Source organism: Roseococcus sp. GW821-FHT12F05 (genome assembly GCF_058806835.1).
The window spans coordinates 172197-194661 of record NZ_JBXAQB010000008.1 but is presented as its reverse complement, the minus strand read 5'-3'; the positions used below and the strand labels follow the sequence as shown (position 1 = coordinate 194661).

General features: G+C 71.1%; 18 protein-coding genes. 11 read left to right on the top strand and 7 right to left on the bottom strand.

Translation table 11 applies throughout. The annotated features are described in order from the left end of the window. Window positions 1-2: 2 nt before the first annotated feature. The 5 genes from AC1ROY_RS20230 (at window position 3) to AC1ROY_RS20210 (ending at window position 4889) form a co-directional block, all read left to right on the top strand. A complete protein-coding gene (locus AC1ROY_RS20230) occupies window positions 3-1118 on the top strand; it encodes an HlyD family secretion protein (protein WP_493150677.1) in 1116 nt (371 codons plus the stop codon). Further along, window positions 1115-2692 carry an MFS transporter gene (locus AC1ROY_RS20225; protein ID WP_493150676.1) on the top strand — a complete coding sequence of 526 codons (1578 nt, stop codon included), beginning with the start codon at window positions 1115-1117 and terminating at the stop codon, window positions 2690-2692. The genes AC1ROY_RS20230 and AC1ROY_RS20225 overlap by 4 nt, the downstream gene beginning before the upstream one ends. 85 nt (window positions 2693-2777) lie before the next feature. Continuing rightward, window positions 2778-3815 carry a helix-turn-helix transcriptional regulator gene (locus AC1ROY_RS20220; protein ID WP_493150675.1) on the top strand — a complete coding sequence of 346 codons (1038 nt, stop codon included), beginning with the start codon at window positions 2778-2780 and terminating at the stop codon, window positions 3813-3815. 192 nt (window positions 3816-4007) lie between these two features. Next, window positions 4008-4340: a BufA1 family periplasmic bufferin-type metallophore gene (locus AC1ROY_RS20215; protein WP_493150674.1), complete on the top strand. Its 333-nt coding sequence runs from the start codon at window positions 4008-4010 to the stop codon at window positions 4338-4340. A 36-nt stretch (window positions 4341-4376) separates the two neighbouring features. Beyond that, window positions 4377-4889 carry a DoxX family protein gene (locus AC1ROY_RS20210; RefSeq protein WP_493150673.1) on the top strand — a complete coding sequence of 171 codons (513 nt, stop codon included), beginning with the start codon at window positions 4377-4379 and terminating at the stop codon, window positions 4887-4889. Between the two features lie 163 nt (window positions 4890-5052). On the opposite strand, the gene AC1ROY_RS20205 is transcribed toward AC1ROY_RS20210, so the two are convergent. Beyond that, on the bottom strand, window positions 5053-6300 hold the full coding sequence (locus tag AC1ROY_RS20205; protein ID WP_493150672.1) for a cupin domain-containing protein: 1248 nt from the start codon (window positions 6298-6300) through the stop codon (window positions 5053-5055). A gap of 264 nt (window positions 6301-6564) precedes the next feature. On the opposite strand from AC1ROY_RS20205, the gene AC1ROY_RS20200 reads away from it, so the two are divergent. From AC1ROY_RS20200 to AC1ROY_RS20190, 3 genes are read left to right on the top strand one after another with little or no spacing between them, the layout of a single operon-like run. Further along, entirely contained in the window at window positions 6565-8868 is a 2304-nt protein-coding gene (locus AC1ROY_RS20200; RefSeq protein ID WP_493150753.1) for an FdhF/YdeP family oxidoreductase, read from the top strand. Beyond that, on the top strand, window positions 8868-10277 hold the full coding sequence (locus AC1ROY_RS20195; RefSeq protein WP_493150671.1) for a cytochrome ubiquinol oxidase subunit I: 1410 nt from the start codon (window positions 8868-8870) through the stop codon (window positions 10275-10277). The genes AC1ROY_RS20200 and AC1ROY_RS20195 overlap by 1 nt, the downstream gene beginning before the upstream one ends. Continuing rightward, complete coding sequence (locus AC1ROY_RS20190) at window positions 10277-11272, top strand: cytochrome d ubiquinol oxidase subunit II (RefSeq protein ID WP_493150670.1); 996 nt, start codon at window positions 10277-10279, stop codon at window positions 11270-11272. The genes AC1ROY_RS20195 and AC1ROY_RS20190 overlap by 1 nt, the downstream gene beginning before the upstream one ends. 249 nt (window positions 11273-11521) lie before the next feature. Here the strand turns inward: AC1ROY_RS20190 and AC1ROY_RS20185 are convergent, their stop codons facing one another. The 3 genes from AC1ROY_RS20185 to AC1ROY_RS20175 all read right to left on the bottom strand — a co-directional run bounded on the left by AC1ROY_RS20185 (window position 11522) and on the right by AC1ROY_RS20175 (window position 14223). Continuing rightward, entirely contained in the window at window positions 11522-11905 is a 384-nt protein-coding gene (locus AC1ROY_RS20185) for a response regulator transcription factor (RefSeq protein ID WP_493150669.1), read from the bottom strand. A gap of 129 nt (window positions 11906-12034) precedes the next feature. Further along, entirely contained in the window at window positions 12035-12664 is a 630-nt protein-coding gene (locus AC1ROY_RS20180; protein ID WP_493150668.1) for a response regulator transcription factor, read from the bottom strand. Beyond that, window positions 12664-14223 (bottom strand): sensor histidine kinase, encoded by a 1560-nt coding sequence (locus AC1ROY_RS20175; RefSeq protein WP_493150667.1) that lies wholly within the window; start codon window positions 14221-14223, stop codon window positions 12664-12666. Before AC1ROY_RS20175 ends, AC1ROY_RS20180 begins: the two co-directional genes overlap by 1 nt. Window positions 14224-14463: 240 nt before the next feature. Between AC1ROY_RS20175 and AC1ROY_RS20170 the strand changes: the two genes are divergently transcribed. Beyond that, window positions 14464-14886 (top strand): hypothetical protein, encoded by a 423-nt coding sequence (locus tag AC1ROY_RS20170; protein ID WP_493150666.1) that lies wholly within the window; start codon window positions 14464-14466, stop codon window positions 14884-14886. 101 nt (window positions 14887-14987) lie between these two features. Here the strand turns inward: AC1ROY_RS20170 and AC1ROY_RS20165 are convergent, their stop codons facing one another. Then, window positions 14988-16565, bottom strand: a complete 1578-nt coding sequence (locus tag AC1ROY_RS20165; protein ID WP_493150665.1) for an ABC transporter substrate-binding protein — start codon at window positions 16563-16565, stop codon at window positions 14988-14990. A 5-nt stretch (window positions 16566-16570) separates the two neighbouring features. Beyond that, a complete protein-coding gene (locus AC1ROY_RS20160; RefSeq protein WP_493150664.1) occupies window positions 16571-18292 on the bottom strand; it encodes a gamma-glutamyltransferase family protein in 1722 nt (573 codons plus the stop codon). A gap of 111 nt (window positions 18293-18403) precedes the next feature. Here AC1ROY_RS20160 and AC1ROY_RS20155 point away from each other — a divergent pair, with 111 nt between their 5' ends. Continuing rightward, window positions 18404-19396, top strand: a complete 993-nt coding sequence (locus tag AC1ROY_RS20155) for a Bug family tripartite tricarboxylate transporter substrate binding protein (protein WP_493150663.1) — start codon at window positions 18404-18406, stop codon at window positions 19394-19396. Here AC1ROY_RS20155 and AC1ROY_RS20150 read toward each other — a convergent pair. Then, the gene (locus AC1ROY_RS20150; protein ID WP_493150662.1) at window positions 19376-20299 is read right to left on the bottom strand and encodes a LysR family transcriptional regulator; all 924 of its coding nucleotides are present in this window, start codon (window positions 20297-20299) and stop codon (window positions 19376-19378) included. The genes AC1ROY_RS20155 and AC1ROY_RS20150 overlap by 21 nt on opposite strands. Before the next feature lie 115 nt (window positions 20300-20414). Here AC1ROY_RS20150 and AC1ROY_RS20145 point away from each other — a divergent pair, with 115 nt between their 5' ends. After that, window positions 20415-22460, top strand: coding sequence for a hydantoinase/oxoprolinase family protein (locus AC1ROY_RS20145; RefSeq protein WP_493150661.1), 2046 nt, complete (start codon window positions 20415-20417; stop codon window positions 22458-22460). Window positions 22461-22465: the final 5 nt, after the last annotated feature.

Below are 22465 nucleotides of genomic sequence, written 5' to 3'. Positions count from 1 at the left end.
CCATGTCGGGCACAGAAGCCGCGAAAAGCCCGACGGTCGGCGCGACGCTGCGCCGCCTGGCCCTGCCCGTGCTCGGCACGGTGCTCGCCGTGGCGGGCGTCGTGGTGGTGTCGTCCTACTGGACGACCTGGCTGGGGGACGAGTCGGTGCAGACGACGGACGACGCCTCGATCCAGGCGAACATCTCGCAGCTCAGCGCCCGTGTGGCGGGCAACATCCTGCGCCTCGGCGTCACCGACTACCAGCGCGTCCATGCCGGCGACCTCCTGGTCGAGATCGACCCGGCGGACTTCCAGGCGGCCGTGGCCCAGGCCGAGGCCGCGCTCGCCGGCGCCACCGCCACGCTGGCCAACCTGCAGAACCAGAAGGCCCTGCAGGAGGCCGCCATCGCCACCGCCATCGCCCAGCGCGACGCCGCCGTCGCCCAGCGCGTCGTCACCCAGAAGGAGCGCGACCGCCAGGTCACCCTGCTCGCCGGCGGCATCGCGGGCACGCGCCAGCTCGTCGAGCAGGCGACGGCGGCCTACGACAAGGCCGTGGCCGACCTCAACGCCGCCGAGGCCGCGATCGTCGCCCAGCGCCGGCAGCTGGAGGTGCTGAACGGCCAGGGCGCGGAGCTGCTCGCGGCGCAGCAGGCGGCGGCGGCCGCGCTGCAGACGGCGCGGCTGCAGCTCGGCTACACGCGGATTGTGGCGCCCTATGACGGGATGGTGGGGGCGCGGCAGGTCCAGCTGGGCAACTACGTGACGCCGGGCACGGCGCTGATCCCGCTGGTGCCGCTGCCGCTGGTCTATGTGACGGCGAACTACCGCGAGACGCAGCTGACGCACATCGCGGTGGGGCAGCGGGCGGAGGTGACGGTGGACATGTTCCCCGGCGCGGTGCTGCTGGGGCGGGTGGACCGCACCTCGCCGGCGAGCGGGTCGACGTTTTCGCTGCTGCCGCCGGACAATGCGACGGGGAACTTCACCAAGGTGGTGCAGCGCATCCCGGTGCGGATCCTGCTCGACCCGGGGCAGCCGCTGATCGACCGGCTCAGGCCGGGGAGCTCCGTCACGGCCTCCGTCCATGTCAGGGAGATGGCCGCGGAGGCCGCCCCGCCCGCGACCGGCCGATGAGCGGCCAGGCCCAGGCCGCGGCGCCGGCGGAGGCGGCCGCCCCGCCCGTCCGCCTCCGCTTCGCCGTCGCGGCGCTGCTGCTCGGCTCCTTCCTGGTGGGTGCCGACACGCGCCTACTCTCCATCGGGCTGCCCGACCTCCGGGGCGCGCTGCATCTGGGCTTCGACGACGGCTCCTGGCTGAACACCATCGCGACGGCGCCGCAGATCCTGTTCGCGCCCGCCACGGTCTGGCTGGTCACCGCCTTCGGCCTGCGGCGGACGCTGATCGTGCCGTGCCTCGTCTATGCGGGGATCTCGGTGGTCACCCCGCTCGCGCAGAACGACATGGCGATCCTGGTGCTGCATTTCCTGCGCGGCATCCTGCTCGGCATCCTGCTGCCGGCGACGATCGGCATCGTGATCCGCTACCTGCCGCCCCGCCTCTGGCTGGCCGGGATCGCGATCTATGTCGCGCGGCTTCCCATCACGCAGAGCGGCGGCGTCGGCCTCGAGGGCTTCTACGTGGTGCATCTCGGCTGGCAGTGGCTCTACTGGCAGGACGCCATCGTCGCGCCGCTGATGGCGCTGCTCCTCTGGATCGGCGCGCCGCCGGAGCCCGTCAACCGCGAGCTCGTGAAGCGCGCCGACTGGGGCGGCATGCTGCTGCTCGGCGGCGGCATGGCGATGGTCTATGTCGGGCTGGACCAGGGGAACCGGCTGGATTGGTTCCACAACGGCATGATCGCCAGCATGCTCGTCGGCGGCGGGCTGATGATCGCGGGCTTCCTCGTCAACGAGGCGCTGGTGGAGCAGCCCTGGGCGCATGCCTCGGTGCTGCTGACGCGCAACGTCGCGCTCGGCGTGATCTTCGTCCTCGTCTACATCCTCACGAGCCTCTCCGGCTCGCTGCTGATGACGGGCTTCCTGACCTCGGTGGCCGGGCTGCGGCCCGAGCAGTTCGGCGGGATGCTCCTGCTCTGGTCCGTCCTGCCCGTGGTGGTGATGCTGGTGGTCGCCGTGAAGCTGCTGCGCCGCATCGACGTCCGGATCGTCATGCTGATCGGCCTGCTCGCCTTCGGGCTGGCGAGCTGGTTCGGGACGCGGCTCACGCACTTCTGGGCGGCGGACGACTTCATTCCCATGGCGCTGGCCCAGGCGGTGGGCCATGCCTTCGCCTTCCTGGGGGGGATCGCGCTGATCCTGTCCAATGCCGATCCCAGGCGCGCCGTCGCGCTGGCGGCCTATATCCAGGTCGTGCGGCTGGGCGGCGCGGAGATGGCCGTCAGCCAGATGACGACCTGGCTCAGGATCCGCGAGCAGATGCATTCGAACACGCTGGGCCAGCACGTCATCGTCGGCGGCATGGACACGGTGCATGCGCTGGCCCAATGGGCCGGGGCGCTGCGGGCGCATGGCGGACCGGCCCGGGCGGCCGTGGGCGAGCTGGCCGCGGTGGTCCAGCGGGAGGCGACCGTGCTGTCCTATATCGACGGGTACTGGGTCACGCTTCTGGCGGTCGTGCCGGGCTTCGTCGTCCTGGCGCTGATGAAGCGCACGCCGCCGGGGCCGTTCACGGCGCCGGTGGGGAAGTGAGGCGGTTCGGGGGGCCTCCGCCGGGTTTCGCGCGGGTCGAGCGATGCCTGTTTCGTGATGGCGCAAAGGCGTCGTATTCCGTTGCATGACACTGGTGCCGGCCGGTTGCGCGACGTCCATCGCCGCCGCGCTCCGTTCTTTCCGCCGGCCCGGCAGGAGGTGCACCGTGATGACGGAACCGCGACGCGAGTTCCCCCAGCGACCGAAGCTGATCTCCATCGACGACATCGTCGACGTGCCGCTGCTCAGGCCGACGGCCACGACCCGGGAGCGGGGCTGGAGCGGCGTCACGGTCGATCTGTATCGCCCCCGCCTGAACCGTTCCGAAAGCTACCCGGGACTCGACCATCATGTGATCTCGTACTTCCCCTCGGGGGCGGCGCGGATGATCCAGAAGCGCGCAGGTGTCGCTCACGACAGCGTGATGTCCATGGGCGCGTCGCTGCTCATGCCCGCCGGCCTCGCTTCGACATGGGAGGGTGATTCGGCCGCAACGGCACGGCTGCGCATCCCCGTATCGCTGGTGGACTCCGCGGGCGAACAGCTCGGGCGGCGATGCGCCACGCGATTCGAGATCCGCAATGTCTTCGAGATGCGCGATCCGGTGATCGAGCGCGTGGCGGTCACGCTGCTGGCGGAGATGGAGCGCAAGCCGCACCCGGCCCAGGCCCTCATCGTCGACGGCCTGTCCTGCGCGCTCGCGGCCCATCTGCTGCGGAGCTACAATACCTTCGACGCGCCCGAGCCCTGCGAGGCGCCGCCGCTCGGCCGGTTGGACATCGCCAGGATCGACGAGTTCATCGAGGACAATATCGAGCGCCCCATCAGCCTGGCCGAGCTGGCGGCCGTCGTGAACGTCAGCCGCTTCCACTTCGCCCGGATCTTCAAGCGCAGCACGGGCAAGACGGCCATCGGCTATGTGGAGCAGTGCCGGATCCAGCGGGCCAAGGCGCTCATCGCCGACAGCGATACCCCGCTCGCCGAGATCGCCCTGATGACCGGCTTTGCCGACCAGAGCCACTTCACCCGGCGCTTTCACAAGCACACCGGCTGCACGCCGGCGGCCTATGGGCGGGACCAGGGTCGCCGACGCTTCGGGAGGCGGTCCGCCCGCCTCGGCTAGGACCGGCCCCGCGTTGCGGGGAAAGTCGGCCGCGAGCAATCCGAGACCAAGCGGCGCAGCTTCGCGCAATCGGCGACCTTGGTCGGGTGATAGCCAGCATCGGTGCCGCAACGGCAAGCATGGACCGGTTCGACGTCCTGCTTTCGCTGCTGCGGCCGACGCGTGGCTTCATCCTGAATTCGGAGAAACAGCATGTCTGATCGTACGATGCCGGCGCTCATCGCCGGCGCCTTTGCCGCCGCGCTCGGCGCCCTGACCTCGGTGCCCGCCCATGCGCAGCAGTTCACCGCGCAGCAGCAGAGAATCCAGGCCGAGAACACCACCCGGGTCCGCTCCGGCTCCGTGGAGCCCTGCTTCGGCGTCGCCCTCCGGGGCCAGAACGACTGCTTCGCGGGCGCGGGCACGACCTGCGCCGGCACGAGCACGAGCGACTACCAGGGCAATGCGTTCCGGCTCGTGGCCAAGGGCACCTGCACCACCATCTCCACCCCGCGGGGGCCGGGCAGCCTGTCGCCCAAGGCCTGAGCCTTCGTCTTGCGGCCGGGCCCACAGGAACCCGTGATGAGCGCTGCCGCCCCTTCCTCCCTGGCCGGAGCCGGGCGGCTCGGCCAGCACGTCATGGGGCGGATCGAGAGGATCGCGCGCTTCGCGGCGCCGCCGCTGCTGCGGATCGCGCTCGCGCTGCCCTTTCTCCGCTCGGGCCTGACGCGCTGGGACGGCTTCCCGTCGCTCTCCATCGGCACGCCGTATCTCTTCGAGGAGCAGTTCAAGCTGCACATCCTCGGTGGGATCTACGACTTCCCGGCGCCTGACACCTTGGCGCTGCTGACGGCGGTCGCCGAGATCGTGTTCCCGCTCCTGCTCCTCCCGGGGCTCGGCACCCGGCTCTCGGCCCTGGCGCTTCTGGTGATGACGGGCGTCATCCAGCTCGTCTTCCCGGAGGGCTGGGCGAATTTTCACCTGTCTTGGGCGGCGCTGGCGGCGGCGGTCCTGGCGCTCGGCCCCGGCGAGGTGTCGGTGGATGGGTGGGTGGCCAGATGGCTTCATGAGCGCAGCCGGACGGACGCGCGCTGATGGATCGGCGCCCCGTGCCGCAGGCGACGGACGGTGTCCGCGGGACAGGCTCGACGCGGAGGCCGCACAGAACGGATACGGCCACCGCAGGCATGCTTGCGGTGGCCGTATTCGATCGGGATCGTCCGGCTGCCGCGGGCGTAACCCCGCGGCAGCGGATCCCTCAGACCCGCGCGAAGGGCGGGTTGTTCTTCGGGAAGCGCGCGACCACCGCGGGATCGAGGTTGAAGTGCTGCGCCACCATCGCCGGCGGCGTGCGCGCCAGCCAGTCGGCGAGGCCGACCTCCTGGTACTCCGCGGTCCGGAAGATCGCCAGGAACACCAGGTCGGTGTCGCCCGTGTTCTGGATGTAGTGGCCGCTGGCGCGCGTGACGTTCCCCACGTCGCCCGCCCGGAAGTCGGAGGTCATCGCGCGCGGCCCCGCGCCGAACACCGTCATCCGCCCCGTGCCCTGCAGGTAGTACTGCCACTCGTCGGCATTGGGGTGCCAGTGCATGGTCCGGATGCAGCCGGGCTTCACCGTCTCGATGGCGGCCGCGACGGTGGTCGAGGCCTTGAACATCGAGCTGTCCGCCAGGCGGATCGAGCCGAAGGCGCTCTCCTTGAAGGGCCGGCTGGCGCCGAGCGAGTAGGTGAAGGGATTGACCGGCTCGCCGGCACCGGCCACCGCCGCCTGGTCCGCGGCCAGCGGCCCGGGCTCCTGCCCCTGGAAGATCCAGAGGTCGTGCAGCGGGATGGAGCGGAGGCTCTCGGCCGGCACGCCGAAATTGGCGGCGAGCACCTCGGGCGGCGTGTGGGCCAGCCAGTCCGTCACCAGCAGCGTGTCGTATTCCGACTGGTTGCCGCTGTCGAAGGCGAGGACGAACTCGGCGCCGTCCGGCCCGAGCCCCTGGAGCGAGTGCGGCAGGCCCGCCGGGAAGAACCAGAGGTCGCCCACGCCCACGTCCTGCACATAGGGCCGGCCCTTCTCGTCGAGCACGGTGATGCGGCAGCGGCCGTTGGTCATGTAGGCCCACTCGCCCGAGAGGTGCCAGTGCAGCTCGCGGATGCCGCCGGCCGCGAGGCGCATGTTCACGCCGGCGATGGTCGTCGCGAGCGGGAATTCGCGCTGCGTCACCTGCCGCGCCCAGCCGCCGGCCTGGATGCGGCGGGTCTGGATGTTGAAGGACGACCAGAAGGGCGGCTGCGAGCCCACGTCGGTCGCCGGCGGATTGGTGGCGGAGGGGAACTGGTCCGCGAGCGGGGCCGAGCGCGGGCCCGGGTCGCGCAGCGCCTGCGGGCTGGCATTGACCGCGCCCTGCGCGGGCAGGTCCGGGTTGCCGAAGGTCTGGGCCGCCGCCTGCGAGGCGATCAGGGCGCCGCCGCCCAGGCCGCCATAGGCGAGGAGGCTGCGGCGAAGAAGTGAATCCATGGTGATGCTCCTGCTGTTCTGCCGAAAGGAAGCAGGCCGTCGGCCGGGCCATTCGCCCGGTTGTCTGGCCGCGGGTGCAGCATTCGGGGGTCGGGGCCTTCCGGTCTTTCCAAAACGCCGGGCTTTGGCGGCTTGCCACGGTCCCGGGCGGCACGCCGGCGTCGCGGGGGCGGCGGATCCGCAAGGCACGGGCGAATGCGAAAGACCCGCGGCGGCGATTTCGGCTTCCTGCCCGTCATCGACCACCGGTGCAGCGAGGCCAGCATGACCACCCGAAAGGAAATCCGGCACTACAACGAGCCCGCCGGCGGCTGGGGCGCCCTGAAGGCGACCGGCGACGCGCTGCGGCTCCAGGGCATCGCGCTCAGCGGCAGCCGCACGCTGGCGCGCATGAACCAGCCCGAGGGCTTCGACTGCCCCGGCTGCGCCTGGCCGGACCCCAAGCACACCTCCTCCTTCGAATTCTGCGAGAACGGCGCCAAGGCGGTGGCCTGGGAGGCGACGGAGCGGCGCTGCACGCCGGAATTCTTCGCGCAGCACACCGTCACGGAGCTCGCGGGCTGGAGCGACTACGAGCTGGAGATGCAGGGCCGGCTCACGCATCCCATGGCCTATGACGCGGCCACCGACCGCTACGTGCCGATCGGCTGGGACGAGGCCTTCGCCACGGTCGGCCGCCACCTGCACGCCCTGCCGACGCCCGACGCCGCCGAGTTCTACACCTCCGGCCGGAGCTCCAACGAGGCGGCCTTTCTCTACCAGCTCTTCGTGCGCGAGTACGGCACCAACAACTTTCCCGACTGCTCCAACATGTGCCACGAGGCCACGAGCGTCGGGCTCCCGCAGTCCATCGGTGTCGGCAAGGGCACGGTGCTGCTCGAGGATTTCGACAAGACCGACGCCATCTTCATCTTCGGCCAGAATCCCGGCACCAACAGCCCGCGGATGATGACCTCGCTGCGCAACGCCTCGCGGCGCGGCGCCAGCATCCTCTCCTTCAACCCGCTGCGCGAGCGCGCGCTGGAGCGCTTCCAGTCGCCGCAGAATCCCATCGAGATGGCGACGCTGACCTCGACGCCGATCAGTTCGCAGATCTTCCAGGTGCGCGTGGGCGGCGACGTGGCGGCTCTGAAGGGCATCATGAAGGCGCTGCTGGAGGCCGACCGCGCGGCCCGCGCCGACCGGCAGCCGAGCCTGCTCGACCTCGACTTCATCCAGGGCCACACCCAGGGCTTCGCGGCGCTGGAAGCCGACCTGGAGGCGACCTCCTGGGAATCCATCGAGCGCAAGTCCGGCCTGACCCGCGCCGGCCTCGCGGAGGTCGCGCGGATCTACGCCGCGGCGCCCAGCGCCATCCTGGTCTACGGCATGGGCATCACGCAGCACCGGCGCGGTTCCGAGGCCGTGCAGCAGATGGCGAACCTGGCCCTGCTGCGCGGGAACATCGGCCGTCCCGGTGCGGGCATCTGCCCGGTGCGCGGCCATTCCAACGTGCAGGGCGACCGCACCGTGGGGATCGACGAGAAGGCGCCGGCGCCGCTGCTCGACGGGCTGGAGCGGCGCTTCGGATTTCGGCCTCCGCGCGCGCACGGCCACAACGTGGTGACGGCGCTGGAAGCCATGATCCGCGGGGAGTCCCGGGTCTTCGTCGGCCTGGGCGGCAACTTCACCGCCGCGATACCCGACTGGCAGGCGACGCAGCCGGCCTTCCGCAACCTCGCGCTGAGCGTGCAGATCTCCACCAAGCTCAACCGCAGCCACCTCGTGCACGGGCGCGAGGCGCTGATCCTGCCCTGCCTCGGCCGCACGGAGATCGACATCCAGGCCGAGGGCCCGCAATCGGTGACCGTCGAGGATTCCATGTCGATGGTCCATGCCTCCGCCGGCCGCAACACGCCGGCCTCGGAGCATCTGAAGAGCGAGCCCGCCATCGTCGCCGGCATGGCCCGCGCCACGCTGGGCGCGGCGTCGAAGGTGAACTGGGAGGAGATGATCGCGAATTACGACCGCATCCGCGACGCGATCGAGGACGTGCTGCCCATCTTCCAGGGCTACAACGCGCGCATCCGGGTGCCGGGCGGCTTCCACCTCGAATCCCCCGCCCGCGACCGGATCTGGAAGACCGCCTCCGGCAAGGCCAACCTCAACGTCTTCGCGGGCGTGGACGAGGACGAGCACGAGGCGAATCCGGATGCGCTCTGGCTCACCACCCTGCGCAGCCACGACCAGTACAACACCACGATCTACAGCCTGTCGGACCGCTACCGCGGCATCTTCGGCCAGCGCGACATCGTCCTGCTGAACCCGGAGGAGATCGAGCGGCGGGGGCTGAAGCCGGACCAGCGCGTGGATCTCGTCTCCATCTCGCCCGACGGCGTGGAGCGCGCGGTGCGCAACCTCAAGCTGGTCTCCTACAACCTGCCGGACCGCTGCTGCGGGGCCTACTACCCCGAGACGAACCCGCTGCTGCCGCTCCAGGGCTACGACCCGCAGAGCTTCACGCCCGCCTACAAGGCGATCCCGGTCGTGATCGCGCCGGCCCAAGGGCACGGCATGGAGGCCGCGTGATGGACGCGCTGATCCTCTCCCGGCTGCAATTCGCCTTCACCATCGGCTTCCACATCCTCTGGCCGACCTTCAGCATCGGCGTCGCCGCCTTCGTCGCCTGGCTGAGCTTCCGCTGGTGGCGCACGGGCGATCCGGTCTTCCGCGACCTGCTGCGCTTCTGGTCGCGCGTCTTCGCGCTCTCCTTCGGCATGGGCGTCGTCACGGGCATCGTGCTCAGCTACGAGGTCGGCACCAACTGGGCGGGCTTCTCGCGCGCGACCGGCAACGTGCTCGGCCCGCTCTTCATGTACGAGACGCTGACGGCCTTCTTCCTCGAGGCCGGCTTCATCGGCATCGTGCTGTTCGGCGAGGGCCGCGTCAGCAAGGCCGCGCATTTCTTCGCCTGCTGCATGGTGAGCCTCGGCACGCTGCTGAGCGCGGGCCTCATCCTCGCGACCAACTCCTGGATGCAGACCCCGGCCGGCGCGACCATGGACGCGCAGGGCATCTTCCACGTGGACAACTGGGCGGACGTGATCTTCACCGCCTCCTACCCCTACCGCGTCATGCACATGGTCTGCGCGAGCTTTCTGACCGGCGCCTTCCTCGTCGCCGGCGTCTCCGCCTTCCAGCTGCGCGGCAAGTATCCGCGCGCGGCGCAAAGGGCCTTCTCCATGGCGATGTGGGCCGCGCTCGTGCTGGCGCCGCTGCAGATCGTGCTGGGCGACATGCACGGGCTGAACACGCGCCAGCACCAGCCGGTCAAGATCGCGGCGATGGAGGGGCTCTGGCACACCCGGCAGAACGTGCCCGCCGTGCTCTTCGCCTGGCCGGACATGGAGGCCGAGACCAACCGCTACTCCGTGGAGATCCCGCACCTCGCCAGCCTCTACCTCACGCATTCCTGGAGCGGCGAGGTGCAGGGCCTCACCTCCGTCGCGCGCGAGGACCGGCCCTATGTCCCGATCGTCTTCTTCGCCTTCCGCATCATGGCCGGCATCGGGATGCTGCTGCTCGGCACCGCGCTGCTGGGCGCGTTCCTGCGCTGGCGCGGGCGCCTCTACACCTCGCGCCGCTTCCAGTATCTGGCGATCGCCGTCTCGCCGCTCGGCTTCCTCGCGGTGCTGGCGGGCTGGACGGTCACCGAGGCCGGGCGGCAGCCCTGGGTCGTCTACGGCATGCTGCGCACGGCCGATGCCGTCTCGCCGGTGGCCGCCGGCGCGGTGAGCGCCACGCTGCTCGCCTTCATCGCGGTCTACGCGCTGCTGTTCCTCACCTTCGTGTGGATCGCGACCCGGCTGATGCTGCGGGGGCCCGTCTGCGGCAAGGACGCGCCCCGGGGCGAGCCGGCCGCCCTCGGATATCCCGCCGCGACGGCGCCCGCCATGGCCCAGGCGGCCGGCGCCGCCGCCCCTCAAGGAGACCGCTGATGCTCACCGACCCGCTGTTCTTTGCGGCGCTGGCCGCCTTCACCATCGCCGTCTACGTGCTGGCCGACGGCTTCGACCTCGGCGTCGGCATCATCTTCCTCGTGGCCCCGCGCGAGGCGGACCGCGACGTGATGATGGCCGGGCTGGAGCCGGTCTGGGACGGCAACGAGACCTGGCTCGTCATGGGCGGCGCGCTGCTCTGGGCGGTCTTCCCCGTCGCCTACTACGTGTTCCTCCCGGGCCTCTACCTGCCGGTCATGCTGATGCTCCTGTCGCTGGTGCTGCGGGGCGTCGCCTTCGGCAACCGGGCGAATTCGCGCTTCCGCTTCGCCTGGGACTGCGTCTTCTCCGCGGGCTCGGTCCTGGCCGCCTTCTGCCAGGGACTCGTCCTGGGCGGGGTGATCGGCGGCGTGCCGATGGCGGACGGCATGTTCTCCGGCGGGCCCTTCAGCTTCCTGAGCCCGCTCGGCGTGCTCTGCGGCGTGGGGCTGGTCGGCGGCTACGCGCTGCTCGGCTCCAGCTGGCTGATCTGGCGCACCGAGGGCGCGACGCAGGTCTTCGCGCGCGAGATCGCCCATGCGGCGCTGCTGCTCACCGCCTTCATGATGGTCGCGGTCAGCGGCTGGACGGCGCTCGCGGAGCCCGAGATCGCGGCGCGCTGGTTCTCCTGGCCGAACATCGCCTGGCTCGCCCCGGTGCCGGTGGTGACCGCGCTGGTCTTCTGGGCGGCCTGGCGCAGCCTCTGGGGCAGCAGCGAGCTGCGGCCCTTCCTGCTGGCCATCGCGATCTTCCTGCTGGGCTTCGGCGGGCTGATCGTCAGCCTCTGGCCCTTCGTGGTCCCGCGCAGCGTCACCATCTGGGCGGGCGCGGCGGATCCGCAGAGCCTGCGCTTCGTCGGCGTCGGCCTCCTGGTGGTGCTGCCGATCGTCCTCGCCTACCAGGCCCACACCTACTGGGTGTTCCGGGGCAAGACGGTGGTGGAGCAGGACTACTGACCGCAGGGAGCGCCGCCCCTCCGGCAAGGGCCGGGGCGTGATCCGGATCTGCGGATCGCGCCCCGGAGCCGTTTCGCCCGCTCCGACCGCTGCAGCCTAGGCCCGCCGCCAGCCCCCAGGGCGTGGCCGTTCATGCGGCGATGCCCGGACAGGCCGCGGGTGGCCTGGCGCGATGATAGGGGGATGGCTCCCTCGAGGGCCGCCTGGGGATGCCGTCCTGGCGGAGGGGCCGCCCCGGCCGGGCCGGCGTCAGTGAAGCGCCGCGGGGCCCGAGAGGGCGGAGTGGATGCTGGAGATCAGCACCTCGTCGTTCACGGGCTTACCGAGGAAGTCCGCGGCGCCGCCCGCCAGGGCGCGCAGGCGCGTGGGCTCGTCGAGATACGAGGTCAGGAAGATGATCGGCGGATGCCGGCCGAGCGCGTTGAGCGCGGCCTGGAGCTGCAGGCCGGTGAGGCCCGGCATCATCATGTCCACGATCAGGCAGGCTGGCGCCACCTCGCCCGCCGTCTCCAGGAAGGCCTCGGCCGAGCCGAAGAGCACCACCCGGAAGCCGAGCGCGTGCAGCAGGCCTTCGAGGGCCTCGCGGATGCCTTCGTCGTCGTCGATCACGGCAATGGTGGGTTGGTCTGACAAAGATGCCTCGGAATGACGTGCCGGATGAACTCCGGAGCCCTCATTTGGCTCCCGCGGGGCCAAGAAAACATCATACGATGGTCTAGGTCGTTCCGGCCTGGCATCCAGGTCCCGTGAGTGGACACGGCGTCATGCTTTCGGGATCAGCCGCGCCTTGTCGATGAGGTTGGCGAGCGACGACGCCCCCATCTTCCGCATCATGCTGCCGCGATGCAGCTTCACCGTGATCTCGCTGATGCCGAGCTCGAAGGCGATCTGCTTGTTCAGCAGCCCTGCCGTGACGCGGTCGAAGACCTCTCGCTCGCGCACCGTCAGCGTGGCCGCCAGGGCGGCGGCCTGCTGCGCCTCGGCCCGGCTGCGGCGGTCCGCGCGGTGGCGCTCGATGGCGCCGGCGACCGCGTCCAGCATGTCCTGGTCGCGGAAGGGCTTGGTGAGGAAGTCCACCGCGCCGGCCTTCATCGCGCGCACGGACATGGGGATGTCGCCATGCCCGGTCATGAAGATGATGGGCAGGTCGTTGCCGCGGGCCGTGAGCTGGGCCTGCAGGTCCAGCCCGCTCATGCCGGGCAGCCGCACGTCCAGCACCATGCAGCCGGGACGGTCGGGCAGGGCGGCCGACAGGAGCTCGCGCGTCGAGGAGAAGCTCAGCGCCTCGAAGCCCACCGAGCGCAGCAGCTCCGTCAGCGCCTCGCGGATGAAGGGGTCGTCGTCGACGACGACGACCAGGGGCTCGTCCGTGGCGGCGGGAGCCTTGGCCATCACGCCTCCCTCCCGTCGTCGGCCGGCAGGATGATCTCGAACACGGCGCCTCCGTCGGGGTGGTTTTCGGCCGTCAGGCGGCCGCCCTCGGCCTCGATCGCCGAGCGGCTGATGGCGAGGCCCATTCCCATACCGCCCTCCCGCGTGGTGAAGAAGGGGTGGAAGAGGCGGCCGAGATCCTCCTCGCCGATCCCGGTTCCGCGATCGCGCACCGCGAGGCGGACCTGGTCGGGGCCGTCCCGCCCGATCGTCACGGTGATGACGCGCTCCGGCCCCGGCGTGCCGGCCATGGCATGGGCGCCGTTCGCGAGGAGGTTGATCAGCACCTGCTGCATCTCCACCCGGTTCGCGCGGATCGCGATGCCCTCTCCGCCCTCGATGCGGACCGTGACCGACCTCTGGCCGAGCTCGTGCTCCAGCAGCGCGACGGCCTCCTCGCACAACCCGCGGAGGTCGATGGGCTCGCGCTCCTTCTGCCCCTTCACGAGGAAGGCGCGGGTCTGCCGCACGATCTCGCTGGCGCGGTTGCCGTCGCGCACGGTCCGCTCGATCGCCTTGGTGGCGTTCTCGAGGTCGGGCGGGTCGCGGCGCAGCCAGCGCAGGCTGGTCTGCGCGTTCATGACCAGGGCGCCCAGCGGCTGGTTGAGCTCATGGGCGATCGAGGCGGAGAGCGCGCCCACCGTCGCGGCGCGCGAGGCCCGCGCCAGCTCGGCCTGGGCGGCGAGCAGCGCCTGCTGCGCCTCCTCGCGCGCGGTCATGTCGACCAGGCTGACGACGACGCGGTCGAAGCCGTCGGGGTCCGGCGGGAAGCCGATGCCGATCAGGATCTTCCGCAGCCTTCCGTCGACGCCGCGGATGCGGCCGACGCCCTCGAAGCCGTCCCGGTGCTCGAACACCGCCTGCAGGACGCCCGGCAGGACGGATTCGCCCTCGACATGGAAGGGCTGGAGCGGTCCCAGCACATCCGCCGGACTGGTGCCGCCGAGCAGCTCCAGGGTCGCCGCATTGACGTCGGTGGTGACGATGCTCTCGCTCATCTCGCGCGGGAATTCGGGATGGGTGCGGATGTGCTCGGCGATGTCCGTGACGCCCTGCGACCGCAGGGCCTCGAGCTTCTGCCAGACGCGAGAATAGTCCTGCTCCCACAGCGAGAAGGGCGCCTGGGCGAAGATGGCGCGGTAGCGCCGCTCGCTGCGGGTGAGGGCCTCATGGGCCCGGACCAGCCGCTCGCGGGAGGCCTGGTCCCGGATCAGGAGCCCCGCGGTGACGGTGATGGCCGCCAGCGCGACCAGCATCCGCAGGACGGCCGGGAAGGTCGCCTGCGTCCCGTGCGAGATGGCGAAGGACAGCAGCGTCAGCGAGAGGAAGACGGCGGTCGCCGTCAGGATCGCGCGGCGGCTGCCGCCGCCCGCCACCAGCATCATCGCCACCACGTAGAGGACGGCGACGGCGCTCTGGATGGGCGTCAGGCTGTCGACGAGGAAGACCGACAGGCCCAGGAGCCAGCCGGCGATCCAGGTCGCGGGATGGCGCCGGGGCGACCCAGCTCCGTGTTCCAATCGATCGTCCCAACCTTGGTTTGAACGTAACGATATCGCCATGCGGCGAGGCGCGTCCACGCCCATCGGCGGCGGGCGGCACGCCGGTCCCTACACCAAGGTGTAGGGCGGGCCACACCTCGAAGCAGCCCATCGAAACGCACGGACAATGGAGGAACGGCCGGGTGGAATCCTAGGTTTCTCTCGTCGCCGATGGAGCGGCTCAGACCGGAACCACCCTCAACCGAAGGAACTGCCGAGATGCACAACATGAAGATCCTGGCCGCGCTCGCCGCGGTCGTCGGCCTCGGTGCCTGCACCAGCACCCAGCAGAGCCCGATGCGGGCGCTGCTGGACGAGACCGGCACGATCGTCTCCTACCTGCCCGAATCCGAGGTGCGCGACACCCCGCCCGGCACGGCCTTCCGCCTCAACCTCAACGGCCGCGACCAGACCGTGACCCTCGGCCCGCGCGTGAGCCCGGGCACCTCCGCCGGCACCCCGGTGATCGGCCAGATCGGCCGGGACGGCGCGCCGCGCCTCTCCTTCGTCGGCCCCGGCGTCGGCGACCTGGCCCCGGGCGGCACGCCCTATGTAGAGCGCATCGACAACGGCCGCCCGATCATCGGCTACCATCGGGCGCCCGATCCGTCCGGCCGCCCCGCGCTCGAGACCACGCCCTGAGCGACTGGCCGGCGGCGCCGCGAGGCGCCGCCGGCCGCCTCCTTATCCAATCCGGGGCGGCTCGCCACCTGGGCGCCCTGGTGCCCGGCGAAATCGCGCCGTCACGCCGCGGCCGGCCGCGCCAACCAGGCCCGGGTCTGCTCGTCCGCGCGGGCGGTGTAGGCCAGCCCGCGGCGCGTGGCCCAGATGTTCTTCTGGATGTGCAGCGGGATGAGGGCCACGTCGTCCATCGCCGCGCCGACGGCCTCGCGGAGCAGGGCCTCCCGGCGTGCATCGTCCGGCTCGGAGACGGCGCGCTCGATGAGGGCGTCAAGGGATGGGTTGCTGTAGCGGCCGTAGTTGAGCGTGCCGAAGCCGCGGTCCGGCGCGAAGCTGGCGGCGACGATGCGCAGCGCCAGCGAGGAATCGCCGCTGGCATTGCCGACGCCGCCGAGGGCGACGGAATAGTTCCCCTGGTTGAGCCGTCCGGCGAAGAGGTTCCAGGGCTGCGGCTCGACCGCCGTGCGGATGCCGACGCGCTGCCACATCTGCCCGATCGCCTGCATCACCTGCCCGCCGTTGAGGTAACGGTCGGTCGGGCCGTTGAGCGTGAGGCGCAGGCCGTTGGGATAGCCGGCCTCGGCCAGCAGGGCGCGCGCGCGGTCGGGCTCGAAGCCGGGGACGGGGCGCGCGGGATCGTAGGAGGTCCCGCCCGGGGGCATGAACTGGCCGGTGGGGATGGCCGCGCCCTGGAGGATGCGGTCCACGATCGCCTGGCGGTTGATCGAGATGGAGAGCGCCTGGCGCACGCGCCGGTCGTCGAGGGGGTTGCGGGGCAGGGCCTCGCCGTTCGGGCCGGCGATGGCGGCGGTGCGCTCGGCGGAGCGGCGGTCGAGCCAGAGGTAGATGAGGCGCAGGCCGACGGTCTCGCTGATGGTGACGTCGCGCTCGCCGCGCAGCCGCTCCAGGTCGCCGCTGGGCACGGCGTCCACGAGCTGCACGTCGCCGGCGAGCAGCGCGGCCATGCGCGGGCCGGCGCCGGTGATGGGGCGATAGGAGACGCGCTCCCAATGCGGCGTCCCGCCCCAGTGGCCGTCGTGGCGCGCGAGCTCGGTGACGGCGCCCTGCGTGTGCGAGACGAGGCGGAAGGGGCCGGTGCCGATGGCGGCGGTGCCGCGGTTGAACTCCTCGGTCGTGGCGCTGGCCGCGATGCGGGCCGGCAGGATCTTCACCTGCGCCATGTTGCCCGGCGTCAGCGGCTCGACGGTGCTGGTGACGATCTCGATGGTGTGCGGATCGACCACGCGGGTCTCGGCGATGCTGCGCGTGTAGGTGGTGAAGGGCGCGATGGCATTGGGCACGCGGCCCGTGCGCGCGATGCTGGCCACCACGTCGTCGGCGGAAAAATCCTGCCCGTCATGGAAGCGGACGCCGCGGCGCAGGCGGAAGCGCCAGCGGCGGTCCTCGACGCGCTCCCAGGATTCCGCGAGGGCGGGGATGACGCGCGAGCGCTCGTCGAGATCGGTCAGTCCGTCGAAGATGTGCGAGGCCAGCCCCTTGTTCGGCGCGGCGTCGTGGAAATGCGGGTCCATGCTCGTGACCGGCGCGGCGACGCCGACGGAGAGCGTGCGCGTCTCCTGCGCGAGGGCAGGGAGGCCGGCCAGCAGCGCCGGCGCGGCGAGGAGGGAACGTCGCTGCATCGGTGTCACCATCCCATCGCGCGGGCGGCGCGGCGCGGGTCGGCGCCGCCATAGATCGTGCCGGAGCGGAGATCCGCATGGATCGCGCAGACGCCGGACACGTTGGTCGAGATCGCCGGCCGCATGTGCACGAGATGTCCCTTCGCGGCCAGGGCCTCCGCGACATCGGCGCCGAGCGAGGCCTCGAGGTCGAGCCGCCCCGGCTGGTAGAGATGCGGCTCGAAGGTGTGCGGCATGGAGTGCGTGACGAAGCGCGGCGATTCGATCGCGGCCTGGATCGGCATGTCGAACATAGTGTGGTTCAGGAAGACCTGCAGCATCGCCTGCGGCTGGAGATCGCCGCCCGGGCCGCCGAAGGGCATGACGAATTCGCCGGCGCGGATGGCCATGGAGGGGTTGGGCGTCAGCCGCGGCCGCTTGCCCGGCTGCACGCTGGAGGGGCTGGAGGGATCGGCCCAGGATTGCGAGCCGCGCGAGGAGGGCACGAAGCCGAGGCCGGGGATCACCTCGCTCTCATAGGAGGTGTCGCTCGGCGTGGCGGAGACGGCGTTGCCCCAGCGGTCCACCGCGCAGGCATAGGAGGTGTCGCCCTCCACCGGCGGCACGGCGCCGACGACGGAGGAGGCCATGTTGCCGGGCACGCCCGGCGGCGGCATCTCGGGATAGGCCTTGTCCGGGTCGATGCGCCGGCGCTGCTCGGCCGCGTAGGCTTCGGAGAGCAGGAGGTCGAGCGGCACGTCCACGAAGCGCGGGTCGCCGAACCAGCGGTGCCGGTCGGCGAAGCAGAGCTTCATCGCCTCGGCGATGGCGTGGATATAGGCCGCGCTGTTGTGGCCGAGCTCCGGCAGGTCCAGGCCGCTGACGGTGCGGATCATCTGCAGCAGCGTGGGGCCCTGGCACCAGGGCGGGCAGGAGAAGATGCGCGTGCCTGATATCTCGATCGAGACGGAATCCTCGACCTCCGAGCGGTAGTCGGCGAGGTCCTCCATCGCCAGCCAGCCGCCGTTCTCCTCGTGGTAGCGCACCATCGTCCGCGCGATGTCGCCGGTGTAGAAGGCCGCGCGCGCCGCCTTCAGCCCGGCCGCATGGCCGCCGCGCGCCGTCGCCGCCTCGCTCTCGTCGCACATGTATTGCAGCGAGGCCGCGAGGTCCGTCTGCACGAAGAGGTCGCCCTCCTCGGGCGGCCGGTCGTTCGGCAGGAAGATCTCGGCGTTCTGCGGCCAGAGGCGGTACTGGTTCTGAAACTGCGCGATGAACTGCGCCATCATCGGGTGCACGCAGAAGCCCTCGCGCGCGGCGCGGATGGCCGGCTGCACCACCTCGTGGAAGGGCATGGTGCCGAAGCGCTCCAGCGCCAGGATCCAGGCGTCCGGCGCGGCGGGCACCACGGTGCGCAGCAGGCCGAGGGGGATGCGGTTCTCCGGGACGAAGACCTCCGGCCGCGTCGCCCGGGGCCAGGTGCCGAGGCCGCTGACCGCGACGACGTCGCCGCGCTCCTTCATGTGGATCAGCATGGGCGCGACGCCGGAGACCTGCACCTGGTCCGCATGCACGACGCCGAGCGTGATGCCGGCCGCGACCGCGGCGTCCACCGCATTGCCGCCCGAGGCGAGCATGGTGGCGCCGGCCTCGGTGGCCAGGTAGTGCCCGGCCGAGACCATCCATCGCTTGCCCGCGACCATGGGCTGCATCGGCATGGCTGTGCCGGCCATGGGCGTGATGGGCATGGGGTATTCCTTATAACTTCCTGCCGAATATTCGCCGAAGAGGCTTTCCCCGTCGAGACGCCTGCCGCAGGATGACGACCGCAGCGTTTCATCAGCCGGAGGCCGAAGCCCATGTCCGACCCGCATCCGCTCGGCCGCCGGACCCTGCTGGGAGGCGCGGCCGCCCTCGGAGCGGCCGCCGCGCATGCGCAGTCGGGCGGGCTGCCGGCGGGCACGGTCAGCATCGTGGTGCCCTATGGCGCGGGCTCGACCAACGACATCATCGCGCGGCTGGTGGCGCCCGAGGTGTCGAGCCTGCTGGGCCACACCCTGGTGGTCGAGAACCGTCCCGGCGCCGGCGGGACGCTCGGCATCGGGCAGGTGGTGCGCGCGCGGCCGGACGGGCTGACCCTGGCGCTGGTCTCGGCGAGCTCCATCCCCATCAACAAGGCGCTCTACCGCAACCTGACCTTCGATCCCGCGCGCGACCTGACGCTGCTGGTCATCGCGGGATCCACGCCCAATGCGTTGGTCGTCTCGGCGCAGAGCGGCATCAGCAGCCTCGCCGAGCTGATCGCCCTCGGGAAGCGGCCGGGCCAGCCGCCGCTGCGGCATTTTTCGCCCGGCAACGGCACGTCTCAGCACCTCTCCTGCGCGCAGCTCGCGACGCTGACGGGCATCACGGTCGAGAACGTGCCCTATCGCGGCCCGGCCGAGGGGCTGACGGGACTCATGGCCGGCGAGACGAATTTCGGCTTCGCCTCGGTGCCCTCCGTGGTCGGGCTGATCCGCGACGGGCGGCTGCGCGCGCTGGGCACGACGGGGCCGCGGCCCTCCACCTTGGAGAACGTGCCGACCCTGGTCTGGATGGGCTATCCGAGCTTCGGCGACACGGATGTCTGGTACGGCATCGCCGGTCCGCGCGCCCTGCCGGCCGAGACGCAGACGCTGCTCCGCTCCGCCTTCGGCCGCGCGCTGGCGAGCACCGGGCTGAAGGAGCGCCTGCAGCGCGCCGGCTTCGACCCCGTGCCATCAAGCACGCCCGAGCAGCTTGACGCCTTCGTCCAGACCCAGGTCGCCTTCTGGGCCGACCTCGTGCGCAGTTCAGGCGCGACGCTCGACTGACCGGGGCCGGCCGGCCGGTGATTTCTGGTCCTCGTCCAGCACCTTCTGCACCGCCCGGACCAGTTCGGCGGACAGCCGCGAGAGCGGCTGCCGCTGCGTCATCAGCGTGACCGGCAGGAGGATGGTCGGGCGGAAGGGCCGCCAGGCGATGCCCGTCAGGCCGAGATGGCGGATGAACCGGTCCACCACCGCCAGGCCGGTGCCCTGCTGCACATGGCAGGCGGCGACCACGCTCATCTCCACCTGCAACGCGGTGTCGCGCTTCATGCCCGAGCTCTCGAAGGCCTGGTCGAGCAACTGGCCGAAATAGGTGTCCGAGCCGAAGGAGATGAGCGGGTGGGGCGCCAGGTCCACCGGCGTCACCACCGTCTTCTCCAGCAGGGCGTGCCCCTGCGGCATGATGCAGATCATCTCCGGCGCGCCCAGGCTGCGCACCGAGAGGCCCGGAAGCTGCTCCGGCGAGAGGGCCAGGCCGAAATCCACCTCGCCCGCCGCCACCGCCTCCGCCACGCCGCGGGCCGACTTCAGGTGCGAGGAGATTCGCACCGCCGGGTGCGTCCCGCGGAACCGCTGGATCGCCATGGGCAGCAGCGCCGTGGCGCTGGTGGAGGAGGCCGCGACGCGCACGAGGCCGGCGCCGCCGGTGCGGATCTCGCCGGTCAGCCGCTGGAAGGCGGAGATGTCGCGCATGATGCGGTCCGCGTCCGGCATCAGCCGCTCGGCCTCCGGCGTGGGATAGAGGCGGCCCTTGATGGGGCGCATGAGGCGGAAGCCCAGCCGCCGCTCGGCGAGCTGCATGGCCTTGCTGACGGCGGGCTGCGAGATGCCGAGGAAGGCCGCCGCCCCCGTCAGCGTCCCGCTGCGCATGACGGCGTGGAAGATCTCGAGCTGGCGTGCGTTCATGATGGCATCCCCGAAAACCCATAACCGATGGTTATGATATCTTCGTACCTTTTCCATCGACCGCCGTCACGGGTCCGCCATACTGCCCGCCTCGACAGTGGAGCTTGGCTTTCTCATGGGTCACCGCGTGGGCGTCGATATCGGCGGCACCTTCATCGATTTCTGCCTCTGGGACGAGGATGTCGGAGAACTGCACAGCCTGAAGGTCCTCACCACGCCGGACACGCCGGGCGCCGAGCTGCTGCGCGGACTGGACCTGCTGGAGGAGCGGCACGGCGTGGCGCCGGCCGACATCACCAGCTTCGTGCACGGCACCACGGTCGGCATCAACACCGTCATCCAGCGCAAGGGCGCGAACCTCGCCCTGATCACGACCGAGCGCTTCGAGGATGTGATCGAGCTGGCGCGGCTGCGCATGCCCGAGGCCTACAGCCTCTTCTCCCGCCGCGGCGCGCCGCTGGTCTCGCGCGACAAGATCTTCGGGGTGAAGGAGCGCGTGCTGGCCGACGGGACCGTGGAAGCGCCGCTGGACGAGGCCTCCGTCGAGGCCGCCATCGCGAAGGTGCTGGCCAAGGGCGTGGACGGCGTCATCGTCTCGCTGCTCAACGCCTACCGGAACCCCGATCATGAGGAGAAGGTGGCCGCGATCGTCCGCCGCCTGGCGCCCGACCTCTTCGTCTTCCGCTCCAGCGAGGTCTGGCCGGTCATCCGCGAGTACGAGCGCACCACGACCGCGCTCATCAACGGCTATGTCCATCCCAAGATCCGCGACTACCTGGACCGGCTGATCGGCGGCCTGGAAAGCCGCGGCGTCACGGCGCAGCCGCTGGTGACCAAGTCCAACGGCGGCATCATGTCGGCCGAGCTCGGCAAGCGCTCCTGCGTGGGCATGGTGCTCTCCGGCACGGCCTCCGGCGTGATGGGCGCGGCCTGGACGGCGCGCGAGGCCGGCATCCCCGACGTCATCACGCTGGACATCGGGGGCACCAGCGCGGATGTCGCGCTCATCATCGACGGGCAGCCGCAATTCGGCCTGGGCGAGAAGATCGGCGACCTGCCGCTCTACATTCCCAGCGTCTCCGTCTCCTCGATCGGCGACGGCGGCGGCTCCATCGCCTGGGTGGACGGCTTCGGCGTGCTGAAGGTCGGCCCCGAGAGCGCCGGCTCGCAGCCCGGCCCGGCCTGCTACGGGCGCGGCGGCACGCGGCCCACCATCACCGACGCCTTCGCGGTCTGCGGCTTCCTCGGCCAGCACGACCTGGCCTATGGCGCCTTCCGGCCGGACGTGGCGCTGGCGCGCAAGGCGATCGAGACGGTCGCCGGCCCCATGGGGCTCGGCGTCGAGCAGACGGCGGAGGCGATCATCCGCATCGCCATCTCCGGCATGTTCGCCGAGGTCAACAAGATGGTCGCGCGCTACGGCGTCGATCCCCGCGACTTCGCGCTGCTCACCTTCGGCGGCGCCGGCCCCATGCTGGGCTGCTTCCTGGCGCGCGAGCTGGGCATGAAGCGCGTGCTGATCCCAACGCGGCCCGGCGTGGTGAGCGCGCTCGGCGGCCTCGTCGCCGACGTGAAGAACGACTTCATCCGCACGCTCTTCATCGCAGCCGACAAGGCCGACGCGCCGCGCCTCGGCAAGGAGGCCGCCTCGCTGCACGCCCAGGGCCTCGCCTGGCTGCGCGACGAGCAGGGCTTCGCCGGCGAGGCCGCGCCCTCCTGGTTCGCCGACATGTGCTACCGCGGCCAGTCCTTCGAGATCGAGGTGCCGCTGCAGCACGCCTGGGTCGAGGCGACCGATATGGCGGCGATCGCCGAGGCTTTTCACCACGCGCATGAGGGCATCTACGACTTCTGCGATCGCGGCGCGCCCGTCCAGATCGTGAATCTGCGGCTGGTCATGGCCGGCGCCTCCGTGAAGCCCACGCTGCGCCGGTTGCCGGAAGCGGGCGCCGAGCCGCCGAAGGCTGCGCAGGTGCTGCGCGTCTTCTTCGACGACGGCTGGCATGACGTGCCGCTCTACCGGCGCGCCGATCTCGCGGCCGGTCACCGCTTCACGAGCCCCTGCGTGGTCGCGCAGGACGACACCACGAGCTGCATCCCGCCCGGCTTCTCCGCCGTCGTGGACGCGACCGGCAACATCATCCTCGAAGCGGCGGAGTGAGCGTC